Origin of the sequence: Hafnia paralvei ATCC 29927 (assembly GCF_001655005.1) — a bacterium.
GTDB classification, from domain to species: Bacteria; Pseudomonadota; Gammaproteobacteria; order Enterobacterales; family Enterobacteriaceae; genus Hafnia; species Hafnia paralvei.
Window position 1 is genome coordinate 59,957 of the sequence record NZ_LXET01000038.1, and the last position, 23,551, is coordinate 83,507.

Below are 23,551 nucleotides of genomic sequence, written 5' to 3' on the forward strand. Positions count from 1 at the left end.
TGGGTTTCCGCCGGGTAAGCCATTGAGATGGCCGGTATTGTGGTTGAAATAACACCTAACACTAATGAAATCAACTTCTTCATTTGACTCCTTCATGACCTGCGGTTTAAACACCATATCGCGATGTGAGCACTTGAAGCGTGATCTGCTTCACCCTATGAGAAAATGATTTTCCACGGAAATCTAATCCATTGTTATTTAAATAAATTGATGCATTTACATGTCTGGCAAGCTGAAGTGACAAACTCGGAGTTGTCTCAGTGCTTCAGCCTATGCATATTCTGCTAGACTCTAAAAAGGTATTTTTTGTGTCTCTCAATACTGTAGTGACACTTTCATTGGAGGTCTAAATGGGACTGCTTAGCTTTGTAAAAGATGCTGGTGAAAAAATCTGGGATGCAGTAAGTGGAAACCGCGATGATAAGCTGAAAGAGCATATCAATAAGCTGGGTTTACCGGATGCAGATAAAGTTGACGTCAAAGTGACCGATGATGGAACGGCGACGGTAACAGGCGAGGGGATCAGCCAAGAGTTAAAGGAGAAAATTCTGGTTGCAGTTGGTAACGTTGCTGGCATTAGTCAGGTGGATGATCAACTTGCTGCCGCTCAGGCTGGGATTGAAAGCCATTTCTATACCGTAAAAGCTGGCGATACATTAAGTGCCATTGCTAAGGCGCAATACGGTAATGCCAATGAATACATGCGTATTTTTGAAGCTAACAAGCCAATGCTTTCGCATCCTGACAAAATTTATCCGGGGCAGATGCTAATCATTCCTCAGAAGTGAATGACTTAAACCATCCAAACCGAAAAGCCGCCTATGCGGCTTTTTTCATATCAATCAATGATAATTCATTCACTATCATTTTATCCGCTGATTGCCTTGTGACGCCGTCTTGCTATTATCACTCCACTTAAAATAATGAGGCTGGTTGGATGAAAAAGATTCTTACCCTATGTTTGAGTGCGTTTGTTTTGGCAGGCTGTGTGAGCACAGAAGGGCAATCCCCATTTAAAAGCTATTTTTCCTGTGATGTGCCTGCGGCAAGCCACTATCCTCGGATTGAATCCAAATCTGATTTATTGGTGAATATGCGTAAGCTCGGTGTTGAGGCTGAACGTAAGAATGTTGTTGCCGCGCAATGGGCTCAACAGGCGACGACCTCTGAAGAGAAAGCAAAAATTCAAGCCTGTACTGGCGAGATCCTGCATGCGTCTATGGCGATCATTCAACCCCAAGTTGAACGTGTTAAGAGTGTGACCACGGAGTCTGCACAGATAAATGCGTTGAATGACGTGGACAGTAAATGGCAGGCCTATATGAACTCGATAACACAAAAAGGCGTAAACGCTTCTTTAGCGCAAGCTTTCAATAGCGCCGCAGATAATTACGATAAAATGTGATCAAAGCTAATAAAAAGCACCTAGATATATCTAGGTGCTTTTTATTTCTTGAATTAACTTAGAAATCGTAACGCAGACGAACTAAATTCAGATCACTTTTGTTATCAGTCGTATTGGTAAATACGTGCTCTACGTCAATTTGGAAACCATAGTCAAATTTGGTCGAAATACCTAGCGTTTGGTGGTTACTTTGATAATCACGTCCAGTATTGAATTTCAGGCGGTCGCCTGCGTAGTAAGGCGTGATATTTTTCACAAGATACTGGCTTACTGGGAAGGTATAGCCTGCATAATATTCAACGCCGTAGGCGTTTCCTGCAAAGTAATCATGACGGTTTTTCACACCGGTCATCAGGAAGTTACGATACCAACCCGCCGATGCCGCCAGAGTCCAGTTATCAGGTTTCCAGCTTAACCCTGTGCCTAGCAACTGCTGGCCATTATCTTTATTACCGTTGTCTACACCGTTGCTTTGCTTAATGCTTTGCTGGATATAGCTGTATGCCGTACCCCAGGTCAATTCATCAGTAATGTGGTAATCCACACCCAGTGCACCACCACCTTTACGCTGATAACGCAACGGATTGCCGTTATTTAAACCGGCAGGGTGAGAATCGTCATGTAACACACCACCTACATATAAATCGACGGGACCGAAGGTGTTTTTATACTGAACCAGATTGTAACTGCGGTAAGAACCATCATAGTTACCGTTATAACCATTACCTGGAGCCTGCGCCTGCATGTCGAAGTCCCAGATATCGGTTTTTGCACCGACAACCGTATAGTAAATACTATTTTGTTTACCGTAGGTTAGCGTCCCCCACGTTGCGCTTTTCAGACCTCCAAACAACATACGACGGTCGGTATTTGCGGCGCCTTCGGCATAGTGATTATCCCAGTTGAATATGGCTGGAACATTTAGACCCAGTTCGTAATAGCCAATCAGGCTAACATCGTCAAACAGATAGTAATCTGCCGAGAAGCGGACACGAGTACCACCATCATAGCCGTTACGTTTGTAAGATCCTTTATCGCTGTTACCCATTTCGTCAATAAACTGAGGACGAATACTACCACCTACCTGAAACTTCAGGCGGCTCAGCGGATCGCCAGCCTGAGGATTTTGTTCCAGCAATGTAATTTCTGCGAAAGAAGAGAACGACGCACAGCCCAATGCCACAGCTAATGCTACTTTTTTAGCCACATGATGTTTAAACATTATTTATCCCTGCATATTCGTGAATATGTAATTTACATTCGTAACTGTTTTATAGGTAAAATAATAGAAATACATAAAGCCATTGAGGTTTATATTCAACAGCCAAATGCGGTGTGCATTCAACTATATAGCGACAAAAAAAGCAACAATAGCCGTCTAATTAAACTAAAAAATAGAGAGTCTGGTTTCGTATTTCATACAAGGGATCGTTTGCTTTATTATTTAAGATGGTGATTTTAAAATCAAAGTGGCTGCTATATGAACGTTAAATATATTGGGTAAAATAAAAATGATATTTTAGGGGGTAAATAATACCGCAATGGTATTTTTTGTTGAGCCGTTTTAGGACACCGGATTATTCTCTTTATCGAATTTTGCCGAAATGCACAGCAGTTCACCAAGATGACACTTCCTCTATTAAGCCATAAGCCACATCGGCGTAGGTGTAGAAAGCGCTCTAACATCGGTAGCCTACCTAGTTTTCATCATTGTTTTTCAGCGTGTTACCCTTACTTTTGACGTTAATCTTAACGGCAAAATTTTCATTTAAAGGGGATGAACCCCCTGTTATCATCACTAGGACTTTAGACGAAAAGATAAAAACAGGAGTAGATATGAGTCATTTTGATGTAACGAATGGACCTGGTGAGAATGCTTTTTTTTTGGTATTCAACCTGATGGATACCGTAGAAACCAAAAACACGTTAATTGATTTTTGTTCAGAGTTTTCAGCCATTTCAAGAAGTATGCGAAATCGTTTTCCAGAACTACAGATAAGTAGCGTTATGGGGTTTGGTGCTCAGGCATGGAGAAAATATTTCCCTGAACAACCCGTACCTAAAGAGTTATTTCCATTTGAGGAAATCAAAGGGCAAAAACATACGGCAGTATCGACTCCCGGTGACATCTTTTTTCATATCAGGGCTCTACGTGTTGATGCTTGCTATGAAATGGCATCCATTATCTGCAAAAAATTGTCAGAGATAACGACTGTTGTCGATGAAGTTCATGGTTTTCGTTATTTTGATGGACGCTCAATTATTGGATTTGTAGATGGTACAGAAAATCCAGAATACCCAGATGAGCGTATTGAATGTGCTGTGATCGGTGATGAAGACCTTAGTTTTCGTGGTGGTAGCTATGCCTTCGTTCAAAAATATATTCATGATATGAAAGCATGGGAAGATTTGCCGACTGAAATGCAAGAGAAGGTGATTGGGCGCCATAAATTCAATGATGTAGAGTTAGCTGACGAAGAGAAAAATGAGAACACTCATAACGTTGTCACTAATATTCAGGATGAGCAAGGGAACGACCTGAAAATCGTACGCGCAAATATGCCATTTTCAAATCCAGCCAAAGGGGAATATGGCACATACTTTATTGGTTACTCTCGTTATTTTTCAACGACTAAACGTATGTTGGAGAATATGTTTATCGGCGATCCTATCGGTAACTCAGATAAATTGTTGGATTTTAGTGTCGCCGTGACCGGTACGCTATTTTTTATTCCTTCTCCTGACTTGCTAGAAAGATTGGGTGGTTGATAGCTTTTTTGTGTGCACGAAAGGTGCAGGTCATGGGTCATCGGGTAAGCATATTTTTTAAACGCTAATCTACTGACCTGCATCGCAATGAAACTTTCATGTGCTGAATTTATAATGACTTTATGTTGGCTATAGAACTATAGCTCCATAGCTATAATAGGGGGCGGGTATATCAGTAGTGAACCTCTGTTGATTATTGTATGAGAATGAAAACTATCGCATTGTAAATTTTGTACGAAGGGTTTTAATGTCATTAGACATTATTGCAGTGAGGTGTTTAGTTATCTCTTCTACAGGCCAATCCCACCACGCTAGTTTTTCTAATTCACATACTATTTCATCTGAAAATCGTTTCTTAATGACTTTTGCTGGATTACCACCGACGATGGTGTAAGCAGGGACGTCCATCGTGACAACAGACTGAGAGGAAATAATCGCGCCGTTGCCGATCTTCACGCCGGGCATGATCAGGGCTTTGTACCCGATCCAGACATCATTCCCGATTATTGTATCACCTTTGAATGGCAAATCTTCAGGCTCTGGCATCGCCTTTTCCCATCCATTCCCGAATATATAAAACGGAAACGTAGAGAAGCCTGATAATTTGTGATTCGCACCGTTCATTATGAACTGGACACCTTTTGCGATAGCACAAAATTTACCGATAACCAGCTTGTCACCGATGAAGGGGAAGTGATAGAGAACATTCCGTTCAAAATTCTCAGAGTCTTCTGGATCATCGTAATATGTGAAATCACCTATGATAATATTTGGATTCGTCACCGTATTTTTGATGAAACAAACCTGAGGGAAACCTTCCATTGGATGTTTATTGAGTGGATCTGGGCCTTGCATACACTCTCCGGTGTCATATTCTGTTAGTTCGAGTGATGGATATTCCACTCATCACGAGTAATTTCCCACAATTCTGAGTCTAAAAGTCCACCGATAAATTGTGCCTTTTCAGTTTTGATTAATCGCATGCCGCTACTGGCTGAAATTTGCTGAGAACGTATGTTTTCTGCCGCTTTTGATGTTCGCAAAACGGGCTTATTCAAAGTGTTAAACCAGTAATTTGTTGCCTCAATACTGGCTTCCCGCATTAATCCTCGACCCTGATATTCAGGTACCAGCCAGAAACCACGATTATTATCTTTCGTATCGTCCAGGCTGATAACGCCTATCAAATTGTCAAGATCATCCCGAAGCCGTATAGTCCAAAACCAAGCGAGTCCTTTTGCCATAGCAGGCAGGGCGATGTTATCAACGTAATGCGATGCAGCATTGTCCGGGTAAGGCCAAGGAATCGATGACACTAAATAGCGCACAATCTCCCAGCGTGGAAAGAGTTTCTGAATTTGGAGTGCATCTTCAGAAACTAATGGCTTTAACAGCAAGCGCTCTGTTTTTAGCGTGGGTATCTGCATACGTTCTTCTACTTACACTCTACTTTAATAAAATCAATGAGTGAACATGAGTAATGCCCGCGTCTTGTACGAAACTGCTTTGTAAGAACTCTTAGCCGCTAAGAGCGAAGAGCTACGTTATGATTCTATTATTCTTATGGTATATTTGATTGATATCATTAACTATCCCCATAGGTGGCTCAAGTGTACTTCGGCTATCTTCATCGCCTTATGACCTAACAAATGCAAGAAAGCAACGTGACCTGTAAGTGCGCGATCGGGAATATTATGGCCACGTCTCTTTACCATCTTTATAGACATCACGATTGTAACATTCGAATTTGCTGAATCTACACGCTTCATTGAGATACTTTAGTGACATCCCGCGGCTTTTTTCAACGCCTTCACCTCTGTGATACATCAAGGCAATCATGGAGAATGCATCGGCTTTAACTGACGCTAACTTATCTTGGGAGGCGGCCTGAAAAAGGCTCATGGCTTTATCGTAGTGTCGAAGATGGGATTCTTCATGTGCTTCCCACATAACTGCGTAGGGATTGCCGCTAGTCGCCAGTTTTCTGATATTTTCTTCATAGATAGGATCGAATGTATTCAGATATTTATCCTCGTTGATTTTTACTAAACCTTCATTCGCTTCCCGCAAGCCAAGATTTACAGCTTTTTCGTAATACTGATAAGCTTTATCTGGTTCGCTTTTTGCGAGTATGGATCCTAGTGAGGCTAATGCTAACGGATAGTTCTGTTTTGCAGACTCTTCTATCAACGCCAACGATTTTTCTTCACTTTTTTCAATTCCCATCCCCCCTTTATATGCATATCCAAGATATAGCTGAGCTGAGGGATCTCCTGCGGCTGCGGCTTCCTGTAGTGACGGAATCGCCTTTTTAAGAAGTTCTTTTGCGAGCGCTTTATTCTCTCTTAGCGAATATTTAGCTAGGTCTTCATCAGAGTACATATACATATTGGCAAGATAATAATTGGCTATGCCATTACCTGATTTTTTAAAATACTCAGCGGCTTTAATCTCATTAACGTCAACATTATCACCGGTATAAAATTTATAACCTTCCTTGAAATTTTCTTCATCTGCCATCATGGCAGCATGACTCACGCAGGACACTATCAGCAATGTGGTGAGAGCTATAGTAAGGCTGTGGCGCATATCACTTTCCACTATATAAAATTTGTCTCTGGATAATAGGGCATCAGTAATGTTTGTTCCATATCAAGTCAACAAAGGGGCAAGATTCGAAAGATTGTCGCCATTTTGTCTGGCCGTCCAATGAGGTTCCTTAGATAGCCCACATACCTTGAGAATAACATCGTCACTGATTAAAAAGAGAGGATGGGGGAAGCCCTTGAGAATGGCGCGAGGAGTTGTTTTATAAGAGTATATAAAAAAAGACCTGATACGACTCCTGTATCAGGTCTAGGGAAATGGCTCTTGGGAGAGAGCCGTGCGCTAAAAGTTGGCATTAATGCAGGCTTGGATTGCCTTGCTATTTAATAGTAGTCGACGATGCTTTTTTTTCCAGTTTTTAGCAAATCGTGCGATTAAGCGCGGTAACAGAAAATGTTAATGCCTTAATTGCTATCAATATATTGCTGAAATGCTCTTAGGCTCAGGTTCTGCGCGGCGTTTCGCTTAGGGGGCTCTTGTGCCAAATATGGCGGCGCAGAGGGGGCTTGATAACCCTCTGATGGCCTGAATAGTCAGTTTTTGGCAAGTATTTGGAATTTATAGAGCGTTAGATAAGCATATTCATTTTAACCCGCCACGAGGTGCATCGCGTGGTTTCAGTCGGGATATGGACTATGACTCGAAAGCGTAGAAGCTTCCCGCGGTTTTGAGCGCGTTAGAGAGCTCGGGGAAGAAACGGCCTAATCGAATTAGGCCGTTTGAGATATTAGCGTAGAGGGATCGCGGTACCCCAGCTCTGCCATTTATCTGGTGCATTATCGTTAAGTAGATAGTGCGTATTTGGCTGAGCCTGTGGCGCGAGCGGTGTGGTTGGTGGTGTCGCAAACGCAATACCGCCGCGGATAAACTGCTGGAATGTTCCGGTTTTAACCATGCCGCCGGTAAGGCCGAACTCTACGTTATAACCTGATGCCAGCCAGAACACCGAGTTCTCACGTACCAGCCTCTGATATTTCTTGCTGATGCGTAATGCTACATGCACTCGATCAGACATCGATCCCAGATACAAACCGGTAACCGTTCCCACTTCGATTCCGCGGAATAGAACCGGAGTGCCAATTTGCAGCGAGCCGGTTTCCGGTGCATCCACGATCACGCTTAAGCCATCGAGATAGCGGGAGTCTGCGATTGATGCTTGTTGTAACTCAAAGGTTCGCATGGTGCGTCCATGACCCGGCTCCAGATTGATATATGGCTGAAGTAGGGTTTCTAAATTGCTGACGCCGGTGGCAGAAATCTCAGGTGTTACGATGGAGAAGCGGGTGCCTTGGCGAGCAAAAGAGTCCACATATTCAGGATAAAGCACCGCCTTCGCCAACACTTCGTTGCGTTCATTGGAGAGCTTGAGCGACTCCACTTGACCGATATCGATACCTAAATAGCGAATTGGCATCCCGGCTGAAAGCTTAGATGCGTCATAGGTACGCAGAGTAATTTGGCTACCAATTGCTCTGGCCGCAGTTTCAGAGGCGTACAGCTCTCGTTTCTGTCCCTTGGTGACGTTAACACCTTCAATGTTATCGAAGCTAATTGCGCCTTTGATCGCACGGTCGAGAGGAGAAGCTTGAATCGTTAATCCACTGCCATTCAACTGAACCTTGGCGCCGCCTTCAGCCCAGAAAATAGTCTGTGGCGTTAGCAGTTTACGATAAGCGGGTTGGATATAGATATCGACCTCAAACGTGTTCACTTTAGGACGAACGTCGACAATCTCACCGACTTGGAACTTACGATACAGCACCACAGAACCGGTCTGAATGTCCGGTAGCGTATCCGCCAGTAGCGTTAGCGTGGCCGGAGGCAGATCGCCAACAAACCCTTGTTCTGCATGCTCACTGTTTTGATACAGCGGATATTTATCTTTCGGCTCGCCTTTACTGCTCGCCACGACTCGAATACCGCCATCCAACCATTCTTGCGCGCTCGCGCCAAGTACCTGTACGCCGTCAACGCCGAATTTAACATCAAGGCGGCTGTTTACGATGAACTTGCTGTCTGCATGAATGCGGTTGCGATATTGCGCATCAATAGCAACATCGAAAACAACGTTATTGTCTTTTAAAACGCGATTAAGCACCTGACCAATTTTGATGCCATTCATACTCAATGGCTGACCGACATCTACGCCGTAGCTTTGAGGGGCGCTTAGCGTGACTTTCAGCACGTTGGGTTGCTGTAAGAGCGCTTCTGCACTGGGAAGCACGGTGAAATGGTTTTGTGGCTCGCCTTCACCTGGAATCAGTTCAAATACGTTACCGGTGAGCAACTGGCTGAGTTTAGCGTTATCCAAGCTCAATTTAGGGCTGGTCATTTTGATGCGCGTTCCGCTACGCATCAGATCAACGATGCTAGGATCGATGGTCAGTTCACCATTGACCTTGCCATCTTTTTCTAACGTCATTTTGGTGAGCGTGCCGACCTGCAGGCCTTGATAGATGAGCGGGGTACGATCGGCTGCCAAGCCATCACCGTTTGGCAGGTCTAAGCCAATTGCGACCCCGCGTTGACTATGCGCTAAATCAGGATAAAGCGTGTAATTATGGTTTGCTTTAGCCTGCTTGCCGTCTTGTGGGGAGTCGAATGCAATAGCGCCATTGACCAAGGCCGCCATGCTTTCCATCTGCACCGAAACGCCGTCTAAACCAAAGTCGCCTTTGAAGCCTGAGACGTTCCAGAAACGGCTGTTATCTTTCACTAAATTGGCAAAACGCTTGTCGATAAGCACGTCAATGCTTACCCCTTGCTGATTCTCAGCTATCGTAAAGTCATACACTTTGCCCACTGGGATTTTGCGGTAGTAGACCAACGAGCCCGCGCTAAGAGAGCCCAAATCGGGAGCAAATAAATGAATCAACAATTCGCCGGTATTGAGTCGGAACTTAGGCTGAGTATCTAGCGCGACAAAATGCTTACTTGGTTTTCCGGTTCCCGGCATCATGCCGATGTAGTTACCGCCAACCAACGCATCTAGCCCAGAAATGCCGGCTAGAGACGCTTTTGGCGTTACCAGCCAGAACTGGGTTCCATCGCGCAGCGCATCTTTCATATCGCTTTTGATACTCACGCTGACTTCAATTTTATTGAGGTCTTCACTGAGCGCAATTTTTTGCACGGTGCCGACTTCAACCCCCTGATAGCGCACCGGCGTACGTCCGGCAACCAGACCCGCCGCCGATTGGAAATCGATGATGACGGTGTCACCGCGCTCTTGCAGGGTGGAATAGATCAACCAGCCTGCAATTAGCAGCGCAATAAAAGGTAATAACCAAAACGGTGAGATACGACGTTTGCGTCGTAGCGTCGCGTTAGTCGGTGTATTCGGCGTTTCCTGTTGCATGAGCATCCCAAATCAGTCGGCTGTCTAACCACTCCACGGCGAGGATGGTTAGGAATACGGCGGCGCCAAAGTAAAAGGCAGCCGGTCCCATAGTGAAAGAGAGTAGTTGGTCACGATTAACCAACGACATCATTAATGCGATGACGAAGAGATCGAGCATCGACCAGCGCCCAATCCACGTCACCATGCGCAGTAAGCGCATGCGAGTCTTTAGGCTGTGCTGGGTTTTAAACTGAATGCTGATAAGCAAAAATAGCATCACGATGACTTTAGTAAAGGGCACTAAAATACTCGCTATAAATACGATAGCAGCAATTGGCATATTTCCGGATGTCGCGAGCGATACTACACCGGAAAAAATGGTGTCTTCCATGCGCACACCATTCACATACAGAATAGAAATAGGCAGTAAGTTTGCAGGAAACAGCATCATAATCGCGGCAATCAACGCTGCCCAAGTTTTTTGTAAACTGTATGGCTGGCGAGTATGTAGGGTGGTATGGCAGCGAGGGCACCGACCCCGTTCATCGGGTAGCCCTGTGTAGTGACACGCGCAGCAGAGTATCATCGAATAAGGCGATACTTTAGGCTGAATGCGTGGGTAAAATCGCTCCCAAAGCTGATTCAAATTCAGATGGATCTGCGTCACTAGCGTTAACAATGTCACCATGACATAAGCGAAAAAAGCATTACCGACATCAATATCGGCATACTCCTGCACTTTGATACAGGCGACCCCCATGCCAATGAGGTAAATATCCAGCATGATCCACTCTTTGAGCCTATCTAGCATTAACAGGACCGGCCGAAGATTCATTCCCAATTTGTCGCCAATACGTAAATACAGAATCGACAGTGGCAATATGAGCGGCGCGCCGACGGTACAAAATGCCACCATGCTGGCTGTCACAGGATCGCCTTGGATGGCCATTTGCCATATGCCTTCAAGCAGGCTGGCATAAATGGTAGTCCCTAGCAGCCGGATCTGGATGAGCGGCTCGCTCAATGCAAAGGGCATCAGCAGCAAAATAGCGACAGACAACGCAGTTAGGCGAGTCATCGACCAATCACGGCCCGAACAGATCTTTGCACAGCAACGTGGGCAGTAGGCGGTATGGTTTTTATCCAGCGGAGGTATGCTGAATACATAGTCGCATTCATGGCAACGCTTGATGTGCTGTTCTGGGAGCGCTGTTATTCGTGTGATATTCATTTAGAAACGCAGAATGGGTGTCGCAAGGAGATGAAGTATCGCATTGATAGCCTTAAAACAGAATGATTGTTATAAAAATGTAGGTTGAATTAGCCTAAAGATACAATGTGTAACGAGTTAATGTGTAGTGATGTTGGATAGGTCTTGTGTGATAACGCATTTAATGCTTATTTTATACTCGTCATTATTCAGGCTCAGAAACTTAAGGACACCGCTTGGTATTGCTTAAAAAAGGCTTAAGTGTTTTTGTCTTAGATCTGGCGCCACAAGTGTTAATGTGACCTATTATTCAAGCCTTATGGCGATGTCCAAGTAACAAGGTAACGAGATTTAAATGAGTAAAAAAGAGTTTTATGCCGATCTGACCCGCGATCTGGCTGCGTTAAGCCGTGGTGAATATAACTTTATTGCAACATTGTCTAACGCTAGCGCTCTGATTTATGAGCGTTTAGAGAACGTGAACTGGGCAGGCTTTTACCTCATTGACGGTAATACGCTGGTTCTTGCGCCATTTCAGGGGAAATTGGCCTGTGTACGTATTCCAGTGGGTAAGGGCGTTTGCGGAACGGCGTATGCGAAAAATGAGGTTCAGCGCGTGGCCGATGTGCATGCTTTTGCAGGACATATTGCCTGTGATGCCGCCAGCAATGCTGAAATTGTGCTGCCTCTCGAGGTAAATGGACAGGTTATTGGTGTTTTAGATATCGATAGCACAGTTTATGACCGATTCGACGAAGATGATGAAACTGGATTGAAATCAGTTGTTTACGCACTTTGTGAGCACTTGGCAGAGTGTGACAGCGCAAAATTTGTGACATTTGCATAAGGTTGTCGTGCGTATGGCGTGGCTTTTGGCGATAGCGCCATTATAATGTCGCCTGTTCATGCCATCGCTGGTTGGCAAACCCGTTGTAATCAGGAAATTTCATGGAAAATCAACCCAAGTTGAATAGTAGTAAAGAAGTCATTGCATTTTTAGCCCAGCGTTTCCCGCAGTGCTTTAGCGCAGAGGGCGAAGCACGTCCGTTGAAAATCGGTATCTTCCAAGATCTGGTTGAGCGGATGCAGGGAGATGAAAACGGACTGAGCAAGACTCAGCTACGTTCAGCGCTCCGTCTGTACACTTCAAGCTGGCGTTATCTGCACGGCGTGAAAGTGGGTGCAGAACGAGTCGATCTTGACGGTAATTCGTGTGGGGTGCTGGAAGAGCAGCACGTAGAACACGCTCGTCAACAATTAGAAGAAGCCAAAGCGCGAGTTCAAGCACAACGTGCAGAACAGCAGGCGAAAAAACGTGAGGCCGGTGAAGCGACAGAAAACCGTCGTCCTCGTCCAGCGGGCAAAAAACCTGCTGCACGTCGCACCGATGCTGCTAACGGAGACAAAGAAGCGCGTAAACCACGCACTCCGCGTCCACAGCAGGATCGCACGCCTCGCGCTAACACTGAATCAGCTAAGCCGCGTACTGTGCCAGTGACTGACATTACCAAACTGACCGTAGGTCAGGATGTAAAAGTCAGCGCAGGTAAAAGTGCAATGGACGCTTCCGTATTGGAAATCACCAAAGATGGTGTACGCGTTCAGCTTTCTAACGGTCTGGCGATGATTGTGCGCGCAGAACACTTGCAGTTCTGATACGGAGGCCAACCAAGGCATGAACAAAATTTTCAGGGTATCAGCGATGGCCCTGGCGTTATTCGCTGGTGCCAGCTTTGCGGCTGATAATGTTGCTTACAACATTAATCAGTTACCGCAGCTGCGCCAAGAGCCGCAACATGCGACCGTCAGTGAACGGGTGACGTCGCGTTTTACACGCTCTCATTATCGTCAATTCGATTTGAATGACGATTTCTCCAAAAAGATCTTTGCTCGCTACCTCAATATGTTGGACTACAACCATAACGTGTTGTTGGCCTCTGATGTGGCGCAGTTTAAAGACCGTGAAACGACGCTGGATGATGAACTGAAATCCGGTCAGCTAGATACCGCTTATGCGTTGTTCAATTTGGCTCAGAAACGTCGCTTTGAACGATATCAATATGCACTTTCTTTGCTTAAGTCACCGATGACCTTCGATGGCAACGACACTATTGATGTCGACCGTAGTAAGTCGCCGTGGCCAACTAGCACGGAAGAATTGAATAAGCTTTGGACAGCCAAAGTTAAATATGACGAATTAAATCTGAAACTCGCCGGCAAAGATTGGCCCGAGATCCAGAAAATCCTGACCAAACGCTATCAGTTTGCGATTAAACGCCTCACGCAAAGTAAGAGTGAAGACGTTTTCCAGCTGTTCATGAACGCGTTTGCGCATGAAATTGATCCGCATACCAACTATCTGTCACCGCGTAATACTGAACAGTTCAATACCGAGATGAGCCTCTCTCTGGAAGGTATTGGTGCGGTATTGCAGCAGACGGAAGATGATTACACCCAGATTAACTCAATGGTTGCTGGTGGCCCTGCGGCTAAGAGTAAAGCGCTGAAAGTGGGCGATCGCATTGTTGGTGTGGGACAGCCGGGCAAACCGATGGTGGATGTGATCGGCTGGCGTCTCGACGACGTGGTTGAGCTGATCAAAGGGCCGAAGGGCAGCAAAGTTCGTCTGGAAATTCTGCCAGCGGGCAAAGGCACCAAAACGCGCACCATTACGCTGACCCGTGAACGCATTCGTTTAGAAGATCGTGCGGTCAAGATGAGTGTGAAAACCGTCGACGGTAAGAAAGTTGGCGTGTTGGATATTCCGGGCTTCTACGTTGGTTTGACCGATGACGTCAAAGTACAGCTACAGAAACTGGAAAAACAGAACGTCAGCAGCGTGATTATCGATCTGCGCAGCAACGGCGGCGGGGCATTGACTGAGGCCGTATCGCTTTCCGGCCTGTTTATCCCGAGTGGCCCAGTGGTGCAGGTGCGCGATAATAATGGCAAAATCCGTGAAGATGCCGATAGCGACGGGGTTGTTTACTACAAAGGCCCTCTGGTTGTTCTCGTCGATCGCTTTAGTGCGTCAGCGTCAGAAATTTTTGCCGCTGCGATGCAGGATTATGACCGTGCGCTGATTGTTGGTGAGCCGACCTTCGGTAAAGGCACCGTTCAACAGTACCGTTCGGTTAACCGTATCTACGATCAAATGCTGCGTCCTGAGTGGCCTGAATTAGGCTCCGTGCAGTACACCATCCAGAAGTTCTACCGCATCAACGGTGGTAGTACTCAACGTAAGGGTGTTACGCCTGATATCATCATGCCAACCGGTTTAGAGTCCATCGACACTGGCGAAAGCTTTGAAGATAACGCTCTGCCATGGGACAGCATTAAAGCAGCGACCTATGAGAGTGCGGGCAACGTGCAGAAGTTTGATCCGGTACTGCTTGCTGATCACAACAAGCGCATCGCTTCAAACCCAGAGTTCCAATATATCGAGCAGGATATCGCTCACTATAAGGCACTCAAAGATCGCAAAAACATCGTGTCTCTTAACTACGCCCAGCGTGAAAAAGAGAACAAAGATGATGATGCAACGCGTCTGATGCGTATTAATGAACGACTGAAAGCTAGCGGCAAAAAACCAATCAAGTCACTTGATGATGTGCCGAAGGATTATCAGGAGCCAGATCCTTATCTGGACGAAACGGTGAAAATTGCGCTCGATCTTGCTCAGCAACTGCAAGGCAGCTCAAAATAATCGATTCGAGTTAGAGTAAAAAAGAGCGAGAGATCGCTCTTTTTTTATGCCTGCGGCTCAGTTGTATTGGTGTATAAATCGTCAGTTATGTGATTTTTAGTACGTCAAATTGTAAAGTTATGTTTCTTTAGTGTGTTATTGCTTAACACCTCTTGAATCCCGCGCAGATGCCCTTACGATCTAGTCATCGCATAGTGCGTACTCCATGAATGAGGATTAATAAATAATATGATGCGTATCGCTTTGTTCCTGCTAACCAACCTAGCCGTTATGCTGGTGTTTGGTGTGGTGTTGAGCCTAACAGGGATCCAGTCCAGCAGCGTGCAAGGGCTGATGGTGATGGCACTGCTGTTCGGCTTTGGTGGTTCTATTGTTTCTCTGTTGATGTCTAAGTGGATGGCATTGCGTTCGGTTGGGGGCGAGGTGATTGAGCAACCTCGCAATGAAACCGAGCGTTGGTTAGTCGAAACGGTGCGTCGTCAGTCGCAGCAGGCAGGCATTGATATGCCACAGGTGGCTATTTATCATGCACCGGATATGAATGCGTTTGCTACAGGCGCACGTCGTAATGCTTCATTAGTGGCGGTGAGCACCGGTCTGCTACAAAACATGAGCCGTGATGAGGCTGAAGCCGTTTTGGCGCATGAGATTAGCCACGTTGCCAATGGCGACATGGTGACTATGACGCTGGTTCAGGGCGTGGTGAACACCTTTGTTATCTTCATCTCGCGCCTGATTGCGCAGGTGGCGGCAGGGTTCTTGTCTGGCAATCGCGATGAAGGTGAAAGCAGCAGTGGTAACCCGATGATTTATTTCGCGGTGTCTATGGTGCTGGAGATTGTGTTCGGTATTCTGGCGAGCATCATCACCATGTGGTTCTCGCGTTACCGTGAATTCCGTGCCGATGCGGGTTCTGCAAACTTAGTGGGGCGCGAGAAAATGATTGCTGCATTGCAGCGTCTAAAAACCAGCTATGAGCCGCAGGAAGAAGGGAGCATGATGGCATTTTGCATTAACGGCCGTAACAAGTCTTTTAGTGAACTGTTTCTGTCTCACCCTCCGTTGGACAAGCGTATTGAAGCACTGCGTACGGGGCAATATCTGAAGTAATTCAGAGTGATAAAAAACAAAGGAGCCGAAAGGCTCCTTTTGACGTATAGGGCGCTATTTAACGCGCGACACGCAAACCGCCTTCGGCACCGCGTGGTGAGAATACGACCTGCCACAGCTGAATATCGCGTGCGCGGAACGCGCCAGCGCAGGCATTCAGATAGTAGCTGAACATACGGAAGAAACGCTGAGAGTAGTTATGTTCCAGCTTTGGCCAATTTTGTACAAAACGTTCGTACCAAGCCATTAAGGTGCGGTCATAATCAGCGCCAATATTGTGCCAATCTTCCATGACGAATTTACCTTCACTTGTGGTAGCAATGTGCTTAATAGAAGGCAGGCAGCCATTAGGGAAAATATATTTATTGATCCAAGGATCAACGTTCATATTCGTTTCATTAGCACCAATGGTGTGCAAAAGGAAAAGACCATCAGGCTTTAAATTTCGTGCAACGACGTTGAAGTAGGTCTGGTAGTTTTTCGGTCCGACGTGCTCAAACATTCCCACTGAAACGATGCGATCATACTGCGAATCAAGATCGCGATAGTCCTGCAGCAGGATTTTTACATCTAAATCCTTGCAACGTTCCTGCGCTAATTTTTGCTGCTCCGCAGAAATAGTGACACCTTCAACCGACACGCCGTAGTGCTTAGCGGCATAAGCGGCAAGTCCTCCCCAGCCACAGCCAATATCTAACAGCGTCATACCCGGTTTCAACTGAAGTTTTTCACAGATAAGTTTTAGCTTGGCTTCTTGCGCCTGCTTAAGCGTGGTGGCGTCTTTCCAGTATCCACAGGAGTACTGCATGTAGGGATCGAGCATCAGGCTAAAAAGGTCATTGCCCAAATCGTAATGCTCTTTACCCACGATCCATGCACGCTTTTTAGATTGTAGATTTGTCAATCGAGCTGCCGCAACGCGCAACGTATCTTTAATATGATGGGGAAGCTGGTTTTCCAGTCCGGCACGTAGCACTTTCTGGAAGAAAATGTCTAATCGGTCGCATTCCCACCAACCATCCATATAGCTCTCACCAAGACCCAGTGAACCCTCTTGCAATACACGTTTAAAGAAATGAGGATTCTTGACGCGAATATCAAAAGGGCGTGAACCATTTACCTCTATATCTGCCGATTGCAACATCTCACTGGCAATTCTGTACCACTGACTGTTTTGTACGCTCAGATCTTCTATACACGATGAACTCATAGTTTCTCCATGACCCATATTCTTCATATAACTCGACCTGCCAGAACGCATGGGCAATCTGTAGGCGCACGAGTACCAACGGCCAACCCGCGGTGTTTAAACCCGACTTAGAAAAATGGAAAACTGAGGAAACCCATGCGTTTAGCAGGGACTCATCCTTTAGAAAACGTGACGTGCTCCGCACGCCAGAAAAGTAAAAGTTACTCACTAGCAAAATAATTGTGAATGCAACTGTTGCAGTATAGGACGCAGCGGTGACAGACTCAAGTATGAATCTATACCGCTGGTCAATGGGTTAGCGTAAAGGAGACAAAAAATACTAGTGTTGAGAAACGTGCTTTTTGCTTGATTCTGTTGTAGTTAACTTATCTGTGCTGAGTTTTTTAGTGACGCTGTCACTTTTGAGCCAATAGCCGATCATGACCAAAATAACGGTTCCCGCCATAATAGCCGTAGTTGCTAATAGCGCAGATTCAACAAAGACCGATACTAGCAGGCTGGCAAGGAAACAGACGCCAAGCTGTAAGGTATTTTGCAGCGCGGCGGCTTTACCACTGTTTTCAGGAAATGGCGTTAGCGCATTCGCGACCACGATAGGATAAATAGCCCCGTTCGCCATCGCCATGATGCAGAAAGGGACAAGAATGGCGAACAGTCCTGGTGTACTAAACATCGCCATCACAAACATCGCAATCATGCACAGGCTATAAACAATCAGCAGTACAGGCAGCATCAGATTTCCACCGATGCGGCTAAGCAGCGCACGGCAGCCATAGCCACCGATTAAGAAAGCAATCGTCTGTGGCACATAGCTCAAACCAATATCGTTAGGACCATAGCCCATATCACCGAGAATGAACGGTGAACCGGTTAGCCAAGCAAAGAAACCCGCAGAGCAGGCAGCAAAAATCATTACGTTGCCAGAGAAGATATTTGAGCGCATCAACTGGAAGAAACTAATTTTTTTCTGCGTTTTATCTTCTGTTGGTTTACGGCGCGTATCTTTCAGCATCAACGTAGGGATCAGTAGGAGCAGTGAAATCCCGAACAATACGGCGAAAATGGCCTGCCACTCTAAATGATTTAGTAGCCATGCACCGAGTAATGGCGCTAAGGCTGGCGACAGTGCGACCAGCGGCATGATGGTGGCAAATACGCGGTTGGCGATGCCTTTGCTGTAACGGTCGATTACCAGCGCTTGCCAGGTCACCGCGGCAGAACATACACCGATAGCCTGTACGAAACGCAGAATCAGAAGCTCGACAGTTGTGTCTACCCAGATCATTCCCAAGCAGCCAAGGCTGAACAATGTCAGCCCCATCAGCAGGACGGGCTTACGACCAATACGGTCAGACAGAGGGCCCCAAACGAGCTGGGCAAAGGCAAAACCGGCTAAGAAAATACTTAAACTAGCGCTAATTGCGCCCGCAGACGCACCCAGATCCTGCTGCATGGCACCAAAAGCAGGAAGATACATATCGGTGGCCAGATATCCCAACATGCTCAAGCCGGCCAGATAGAACATAAAAAATGAGGAAGTTCGCATTATTTTGACTCGTTATATATTTGTTGCAGAGTGAAAGTGTGACGTGGGGAGTTTAGCGATCTCACTAATTACTTGTGAAACGCTAATATTTGCTATCATGAGTGAAAATTTTTGAAAGCAAGAAAGGTGAGGTAGCGCACATGTGGTCTGAATACTCATTAGAGGTTGTAGACGCGGTTGCTAGAACGGGGAGTTTCAGCGCCGCAGCACAAGAGCTGCACCGTGTGCCGTCTGCCGTGAGTTACACAGTACGTCAGTTGGAAACATGGTTAGCCGTTTCGCTGTTTGAACGACGCCATCGTGATGTGGAGTTAACCGAAGCAGGCGCATTTTTTGTAGAAGAAGCGCGTACTATTATCAAAAAAATGAATTCCACCCGTCGCCAGTGTCAGCAAGTCGCAAACGGCTGGCGTGGACAGCTAAATATCGCCGTCGATCGCATCGTTAACCCGCGTAGGAGTCGGCAGTTGGTCGTGGATTTTTATCGTCACTTTCCTGATATGGAATTAATGATCCATCCAGAAGTGTTTAACGGTGTGTGGGATGCCTTAGTTGCCGGACGGGTTGATGTGGCTATTGGCGCAACGCGTGCGGTGCCGGCCGGAGGACGTTTTTCATTTCGCGATATGGGTTTTTTGCATTGGCATTGCCTAGTCAGCCCAGAGCATCCGTTGGCGATGCTCGAAGGCGAACTGACGGATGATAAAATTCGTCCATTCCCTGCGCTGTGCATTGAGGATACGTCAATCAATCTGCCTAAGCGCGACACATGGCTACTTGATAACCAGCGCCGTTTAGTGGTGCCAGACTGGCAGTCTGCCTGCGATTGTCTGGAAAGCGGTCTTTGCGTGGGGCTGATGCCGGCTCATATGGCAGAGCCATTGGTCAGTGCGGGGAAATTACATATTTTGCAGTTGGCGCAGCCGTTTCCTGATAGCGCCTGCTGCGTCACCTGGGAGGATCATACTCGCTCACCGGCAATTGACTGGTTACTGGATTATCTGGGAGATACCGAAACCATGAATCAGGAATGGCTGAGCCCAGAGTAAACTACAGGCAAATCATTTGCCCATTTTCTGGCACATCGTCTTCATCGTGTGTGACTAAAAGGGCGGGGATATTGGCCTGTTTTAACTCATCAAAGACCCAGCGACGAAAATGTTGGCGCAGTGTTTTATCGAGCTTAGAAAAAGGCTCGTCTAGCGCAACGACCGCAGGGCTAGATAATAGGGTGCGAAGCAGGCTGATTCTGGCGCGTTGCCCGCCGGAGAGTTCATTTGGAAAGCGGCGGGAAAACTCACTCATCTCAATCTTTGCTAAGGCTTGAGTCACCTGTGAGTGGCGTTCTGTCCGAGCAACATCATCAGGCAACGCGAATAACAGATTTTGCTCTACGTTGAGATGAGGAAATAATAAGTCATCTTGAAATAGCAGACCGACTTTGCGTTGATGGGCTGGAAGGTGTGTCACATCTTGCCCATTAATTTTCACTTTTCCTCGTCGTGAAATCGGAGCATGTGCATGCCCTGCAAGCGCTAACAGCAAGCTTGATTTTCCACACCCGCTCGGCCCCATTAGCGTAAGCGTTTCTCCGCCGGCCACACTCACGTTGAGTTCAGGCGTTAGCGGCACATCATGTAAATAGACTTGAAACTGTTCGAGAGTCAACGTGCTCATTGCTGCTTACTCCTTGAGAAGGTGACGGGGATAAACAGTGCTAACCCGTAGCCGAGCAGTGGCAGAAAGGTTTGCCACAGCGCTGCAACGGCGGCCATGCGGCGATCGATTCCGCTGGCGTAGGCCACCGTTTCGGTCGCTAAAGTAGGGAAACGACCAGCCCCGAACCCCAGAGTCGGCAGATAAAGGCCGATACTGACAGCAAAGCCTAGGGCGACGGATATCGCCAGCGGTTTACTCAATAGTGGAATTTTAATATGCCAGAAGCACGACCACGGGGTTTTCCCTAGTGATTGGGCCGTATAAAGGAGTCTACGATCAAAAGCCTGCCATGTGCCGCTCAGACTGAGGAAGTAGTAAGGCGTAATAAACAGCATATGGGCGAAAATCACGCTGGGCAGCAGGCCAATCACGTCGAACCAAGCCGCTAAATGTTGTAAACCAAAAATCAGACTGATTTGCGGTAGCAAAAGAGGTGTGAGTAGCAGCCATAATCCCGTGATTTTATGGCGTAAGAATTGCCATTCAAGAAAGCCTACACAGAGAATCAGACTACAGAAATTGGCGATGCCAGCGATGAGCAGGCTATTGATGATGGGGGTACCGAGTTGGCTTAGGCTGCTGAGCCAATAATCGAATGTCCATTGCAGTGGCAAGGCAGCAGGGAACGGCCATCGCCAAGCAATCGACCAGATAAACAAAACGCTATACGAACCCAGCGTCAGCAGTATGCCAACGATCCATAGAGGCCGTAGCGGCATATGACGTTTATAGCGTCTTTGACCGTGCGCGTTGCGGCAATAGCGCAGCCAGGCCCTTTCAATCATCAGCCAGAGGACAAAACTAAAAAGCGTGATCCCAAGCAGGAGCAACGTTCCGCTGGTCGCCAATACCTGATGCGCCAGTGCCGGATCGGTCATCCATTGCCAAATCTGTAGGGATAGCGTTGTGGGCTGCTGTGGTCCAAGCAAAATAGCGATATCCACCACGGATATGCCAAATGCCAACACGCAGAAGACGGGCAACCGCAGGCCGCGCAGAATCTGTGGCACTAACAACAGCCACCAGACGCGAGTTGAAGGATAGCCTAGCGCCACACCTGACTGTATTTGTCGTCGAACATCAATACGTCCGGCGATATTCAGCGCCATTAAAAACAGGAAAGGTGTTTCTTTCACCGCTAATAGCAACGTCAATGAAAGTGCATAAGGATCGTTGATTATCAGCCAATCAGGTGGGCGAGAGTATCCGGTAAGCGTAGGGGAAATGACCCTTAGCAACCAGCCAGATGGGGACAACAGCAGGATCAATCCGGTCGCTAAAGCAATGTGGGGTATAGCGAGAATAGCAGTGGAGACAACCCGCGCGATATGACTATTCTGTCTTAGAATGACCTGCCCACATAACGCCAGAGCTAGCCATAATGATATTAGCGTGGCGGCAAAACCACTGAATATGCTCAGCGTGATGGATTGCAATATACCTGGCCATTGTAGCAACAGGTGCCACGACGCAAGAAAATGGCTAATGGAAAAAGTATCTGAAAGGGGCTGAAGCATAACCAGTAGCGCCGCCGCAATCGGCAGCGCACCAGCAAGTATCAGCACAAGAGGGAACAGCGCGAGACAGGAGCAGCCGTTCTTCATCGCTTAGCGGCGATAGTCCAGATAAGGGCCATCGGCTACTGAACGACGCTCTACCAATTTAGGGTGCACTTCGATAGTCTGAGAATCTTCGCGTTTGCTCACGATACGATCAAGCAGCATATCAAAGGCCATCGCACCTAGACGCTCTTTCGGCTGATGAATAGTGGTTAATGCCGGAGTGAAGTAACGTGCGTTACGTACGTTATCATACCCGATCACCGAAATATCTTGTGGGACGCGCAACCCCATTTCATCTGCGGCGCAGATGGCGCCCATGGCCATGATGTCTCCACCCACAAAAACGGCTGTCGGGCGATGCTTTTGCGAGAGAATTTGGTGCATAGCTTTGTATCCAGACTCGGGTTCAAAGTCACCTTCAACCATCCACTCATCGCGCGTTGGGATATTGGCCTCTTGTAGCGCTTTCAGGAAGCCCCGCAGGCGTCCACCGCCGGTATTGCGCGACAGCTGTCCGGTAATGGCACCAATGTCACGATGGCCGCGTTCAATCAAATAACGGCCCGCTAAATAGCCCCCTTCGAAGGCGTTATCTTGAATCGCATCGGTAAAGTCGCTGCGCTGCGTTCCCCAGTCCATAACGACCATCGGAATATTACGGTAGTCTTCTAGCGTCTGTAGTAGGTTCTCTGGATACTCAGAGCACATCACCAGCAGGCCATCAACACGCTTTTGTGCCAACATGGCGAGATAGGCTTTTTGCTTTTCTGGATTGTTATGCGAATTGCACAGAATTAGGGTATAGCCTTGGCTGTAGCAGGCGTTCTCTACGGCTTCGATGACCTCAGCAAAATAGGGCGCTTCACTGGAGGTGGCCAGTAAACCGATCGATTTAGTGTGGTTAACTTTCAGGCTACGGGCGACGGCACTGGGAGAATAGTGCAGCTCTTTAATTGCTTCCCATACCGCGGCTTTGGTCTCTTCGGCGACAAAGCGCGTTTTATTAATGACATGAGACACAGTCGTGGTGGAAACGCCCGCGCGTTTTGCCACATCTTTAATCGTTGCCATGAAACAGATGACTCCTAAGCTTATGTAATCAAAACATAGCTATTGTGTTAATCGTTTGCTTACGTACATCTAAAATTACACCGAATGAAAGCACATAAAATAAATGAATATGCAGAGACTTCGAGTGCCAGCCTATTCTTTTTCGTTATGAAAGCTGATACGTAGCAGTAAACCGTAAATTTTGGCCTATAAAATGCAAAAGGGGAAGTCAAAATTAGGGGATAAGAGAAAGAATAATAGAATGATTTTCTGCGTGTGATCTCATTTGATGTATGTAAAAATGATTTCACACACTT

The 23,551-nt window shown here is 46.7% G+C and carries 19 protein-coding genes; 8 read left to right on the forward strand and 11 right to left on the reverse strand.

Features of this window, described 5'->3' with window-relative positions; genetic code table 11:
* Positions 1-350: 350 nt before the first annotated feature.
* Complete coding sequence (gene lysM / locus M988_RS09105) at positions 351-788, forward strand: peptidoglycan-binding protein LysM (RefSeq protein WP_061060010.1); 438 nt, start codon at positions 351-353, stop codon at positions 786-788.
* 149 nt (positions 789-937) lie between these two features.
* A complete protein-coding gene (locus M988_RS09110; RefSeq protein ID WP_064573780.1) occupies positions 938-1,405 on the forward strand; it encodes a hypothetical protein in 468 nt (155 codons plus the stop codon).
* Positions 1,406-1,463: 58 nt separating this feature from the next.
* Here M988_RS09110 and M988_RS09115 read toward each other — a convergent pair whose 3' ends face one another.
* Entirely contained in the window at positions 1,464-2,612 is a 1,149-nt protein-coding gene (locus tag M988_RS09115; protein ID WP_174705398.1) for a porin, read from the reverse strand.
* Positions 2,613-3,241: 629 nt separating this feature from the next.
* Between M988_RS09115 and M988_RS09120 the strand changes: the two genes are divergently transcribed.
* Positions 3,242-4,174: a Dyp-type peroxidase gene (locus tag M988_RS09120; protein ID WP_008813600.1), complete on the forward strand. Its 933-nt coding sequence runs from the start codon at positions 3,242-3,244 to the stop codon at positions 4,172-4,174.
* Between the two features lie 213 nt (positions 4,175-4,387).
* Here the strand turns inward: M988_RS09120 and M988_RS09125 are convergent, their stop codons facing one another.
* The 5 genes from M988_RS09125 to yebS form a co-directional block, all read right to left on the reverse strand.
* Positions 4,388-5,029: a Vat family streptogramin A O-acetyltransferase gene (locus M988_RS09125; RefSeq protein WP_074388440.1), complete on the reverse strand. Its 642-nt coding sequence runs from the start codon at positions 5,027-5,029 to the stop codon at positions 4,388-4,390.
* A gap of 23 nt (positions 5,030-5,052) precedes the next feature.
* The gene (locus M988_RS09130; protein WP_064573783.1) at positions 5,053-5,601 is read right to left on the reverse strand and encodes a GNAT family N-acetyltransferase; all 549 of its coding nucleotides are present in this window, start codon (positions 5,599-5,601) and stop codon (positions 5,053-5,055) included.
* Positions 5,602-5,866: 265 nt separating this feature from the next.
* Complete coding sequence (locus M988_RS09135) at positions 5,867-6,763, reverse strand: tetratricopeptide repeat protein (RefSeq protein WP_061060014.1); 897 nt, start codon at positions 6,761-6,763, stop codon at positions 5,867-5,869.
* Between the two features lie 745 nt (positions 6,764-7,508).
* Positions 7,509-10,139 carry a PqiB family protein gene (locus M988_RS09140; RefSeq protein WP_064573784.1) on the reverse strand — a complete coding sequence of 877 codons (2,631 nt, stop codon included), beginning with the start codon at positions 10,137-10,139 and terminating at the stop codon, positions 7,509-7,511.
* Positions 10,108-11,352, reverse strand: a complete 1,245-nt coding sequence (yebS, locus tag M988_RS09145) for a membrane integrity lipid transport subunit YebS (RefSeq protein WP_008813592.1) — start codon at positions 11,350-11,352, stop codon at positions 10,108-10,110. Before yebS ends, M988_RS09140 begins: the two co-directional genes overlap by 32 nt.
* Before the next feature lie 334 nt (positions 11,353-11,686).
* Here yebS and M988_RS09150 point away from each other — a divergent pair, with 334 nt between their 5' ends.
* The 4 genes from M988_RS09150 to htpX all read left to right on the forward strand — a co-directional run bounded on the left by M988_RS09150 (position 11,687) and on the right by htpX (position 16,147).
* Positions 11,687-12,178, forward strand: a complete 492-nt coding sequence (locus M988_RS09150) for a GAF domain-containing protein (RefSeq protein WP_008813591.1) — start codon at positions 11,687-11,689, stop codon at positions 12,176-12,178.
* 101 nt (positions 12,179-12,279) lie between these two features.
* Positions 12,280-12,987 carry an RNA chaperone ProQ gene (gene proQ, locus M988_RS09155; RefSeq protein WP_008813590.1) on the forward strand — a complete coding sequence of 236 codons (708 nt, stop codon included), beginning with the start codon at positions 12,280-12,282 and terminating at the stop codon, positions 12,985-12,987.
* 19 nt (positions 12,988-13,006) lie between these two features.
* Positions 13,007-15,037: a carboxy terminal-processing peptidase gene (gene prc, locus M988_RS09160; RefSeq protein ID WP_064573785.1), complete on the forward strand. Its 2,031-nt coding sequence runs from the start codon at positions 13,007-13,009 to the stop codon at positions 15,035-15,037.
* Between the two features lie 228 nt (positions 15,038-15,265).
* Positions 15,266-16,147: a protease HtpX gene (gene htpX / locus M988_RS09165; RefSeq protein ID WP_008813588.1), complete on the forward strand. Its 882-nt coding sequence runs from the start codon at positions 15,266-15,268 to the stop codon at positions 16,145-16,147.
* A gap of 58 nt (positions 16,148-16,205) precedes the next feature.
* Here the strand turns inward: htpX and cfa are convergent, their stop codons facing one another.
* Positions 16,206-17,357 carry a cyclopropane fatty acyl phospholipid synthase gene (gene cfa / locus M988_RS09170; protein WP_008813587.1) on the reverse strand — a complete coding sequence of 384 codons (1,152 nt, stop codon included), beginning with the start codon at positions 17,355-17,357 and terminating at the stop codon, positions 16,206-16,208.
* Between the two features lie 319 nt (positions 17,358-17,676).
* Complete coding sequence (punC, locus tag M988_RS09175; RefSeq protein ID WP_064573788.1) at positions 17,677-18,903, reverse strand: purine nucleoside transporter PunC; 1,227 nt, start codon at positions 18,901-18,903, stop codon at positions 17,677-17,679.
* Positions 18,904-19,043: 140 nt separating this feature from the next.
* Between punC and punR the strand changes: the two genes are divergently transcribed.
* Entirely contained in the window at positions 19,044-19,952 is a 909-nt protein-coding gene (gene punR, locus M988_RS09180; protein ID WP_008813585.1) for a DNA-binding transcriptional activator PunR, read from the forward strand.
* Position 19,953: 1 nt separating this feature from the next.
* On the opposite strand, the gene M988_RS09185 is transcribed toward punR, so the two are convergent.
* The 3 genes from M988_RS09185 to purR are packed head-to-tail and all read right to left on the reverse strand — an operon-like array spanning position 19,954 to position 23,255.
* The gene (locus M988_RS09185; protein WP_008813584.1) at positions 19,954-20,580 is read right to left on the reverse strand and encodes an ATP-binding cassette domain-containing protein; all 627 of its coding nucleotides are present in this window, start codon (positions 20,578-20,580) and stop codon (positions 19,954-19,956) included.
* Positions 20,577-22,226 carry an ABC transporter permease gene (locus M988_RS09190; RefSeq protein ID WP_064573790.1) on the reverse strand — a complete coding sequence of 550 codons (1,650 nt, stop codon included), beginning with the start codon at positions 22,224-22,226 and terminating at the stop codon, positions 20,577-20,579. Before M988_RS09190 ends, M988_RS09185 begins: the two co-directional genes overlap by 4 nt.
* A 3-nt stretch (positions 22,227-22,229) precedes the next feature.
* Entirely contained in the window at positions 22,230-23,255 is a 1,026-nt protein-coding gene (gene purR, locus M988_RS09195; protein WP_008813582.1) for an HTH-type transcriptional repressor PurR, read from the reverse strand.
* Between the last annotated feature and the right edge of the window lie 296 nt (positions 23,256-23,551).

Coding starts and splice junctions, on each gene's coding strand:
- punR (WP_008813585.1), top strand. CDS start 19,044: ATGTGGTCTGAATACTCATTAGAGGTTGTAGACGCGGTTGCTAGAACG.
- M988_RS09185 (WP_008813584.1), bottom strand. CDS start 20,580: ATGAGCACGTTGACTCTCGAACAGTTTCAAGTCTATTTACATGATGTG.
- M988_RS09130 (WP_064573783.1), bottom strand. CDS start 5,601: ATGCAGATACCCACGCTAAAAACAGAGCGCTTGCTGTTAAAGCCATTA.
- yebS (WP_008813592.1), bottom strand. CDS start 11,352: ATGAATATCACACGAATAACAGCGCTCCCAGAACAGCACATCAAGCGT.
- htpX (WP_008813588.1), top strand. CDS start 15,266: ATGATGCGTATCGCTTTGTTCCTGCTAACCAACCTAGCCGTTATGCTG.
- prc (WP_064573785.1), top strand. CDS start 13,007: ATGAACAAAATTTTCAGGGTATCAGCGATGGCCCTGGCGTTATTCGCT.
- lysM (WP_061060010.1), top strand. CDS start 351: ATGGGACTGCTTAGCTTTGTAAAAGATGCTGGTGAAAAAATCTGGGAT.
- M988_RS09150 (WP_008813591.1), top strand. CDS start 11,687: ATGAGTAAAAAAGAGTTTTATGCCGATCTGACCCGCGATCTGGCTGCG.
- M988_RS09120 (WP_008813600.1), top strand. CDS start 3,242: ATGAGTCATTTTGATGTAACGAATGGACCTGGTGAGAATGCTTTTTTT.
- punC (WP_064573788.1), bottom strand. CDS start 18,903: ATGCGAACTTCCTCATTTTTTATGTTCTATCTGGCCGGCTTGAGCATG.
- M988_RS09190 (WP_064573790.1), bottom strand. CDS start 22,226: ATGAAGAACGGCTGCTCCTGTCTCGCGCTGTTCCCTCTTGTGCTGATA.
- M988_RS09140 (WP_064573784.1), bottom strand. CDS start 10,139: ATGCAACAGGAAACGCCGAATACACCGACTAACGCGACGCTACGACGC.
- purR (WP_008813582.1), bottom strand. CDS start 23,255: ATGGCAACGATTAAAGATGTGGCAAAACGCGCGGGCGTTTCCACCACG.
- M988_RS09125 (WP_074388440.1), bottom strand. CDS start 5,029: ATGCAAGGCCCAGATCCACTCAATAAACATCCAATGGAAGGTTTCCCT.
- M988_RS09135 (WP_061060014.1), bottom strand. CDS start 6,763: ATGCGCCACAGCCTTACTATAGCTCTCACCACATTGCTGATAGTGTCC.
- cfa (WP_008813587.1), bottom strand. CDS start 17,357: ATGAGTTCATCGTGTATAGAAGATCTGAGCGTACAAAACAGTCAGTGG.
- M988_RS09110 (WP_064573780.1), top strand. CDS start 938: ATGAAAAAGATTCTTACCCTATGTTTGAGTGCGTTTGTTTTGGCAGGC.
- proQ (WP_008813590.1), top strand. CDS start 12,280: ATGGAAAATCAACCCAAGTTGAATAGTAGTAAAGAAGTCATTGCATTT.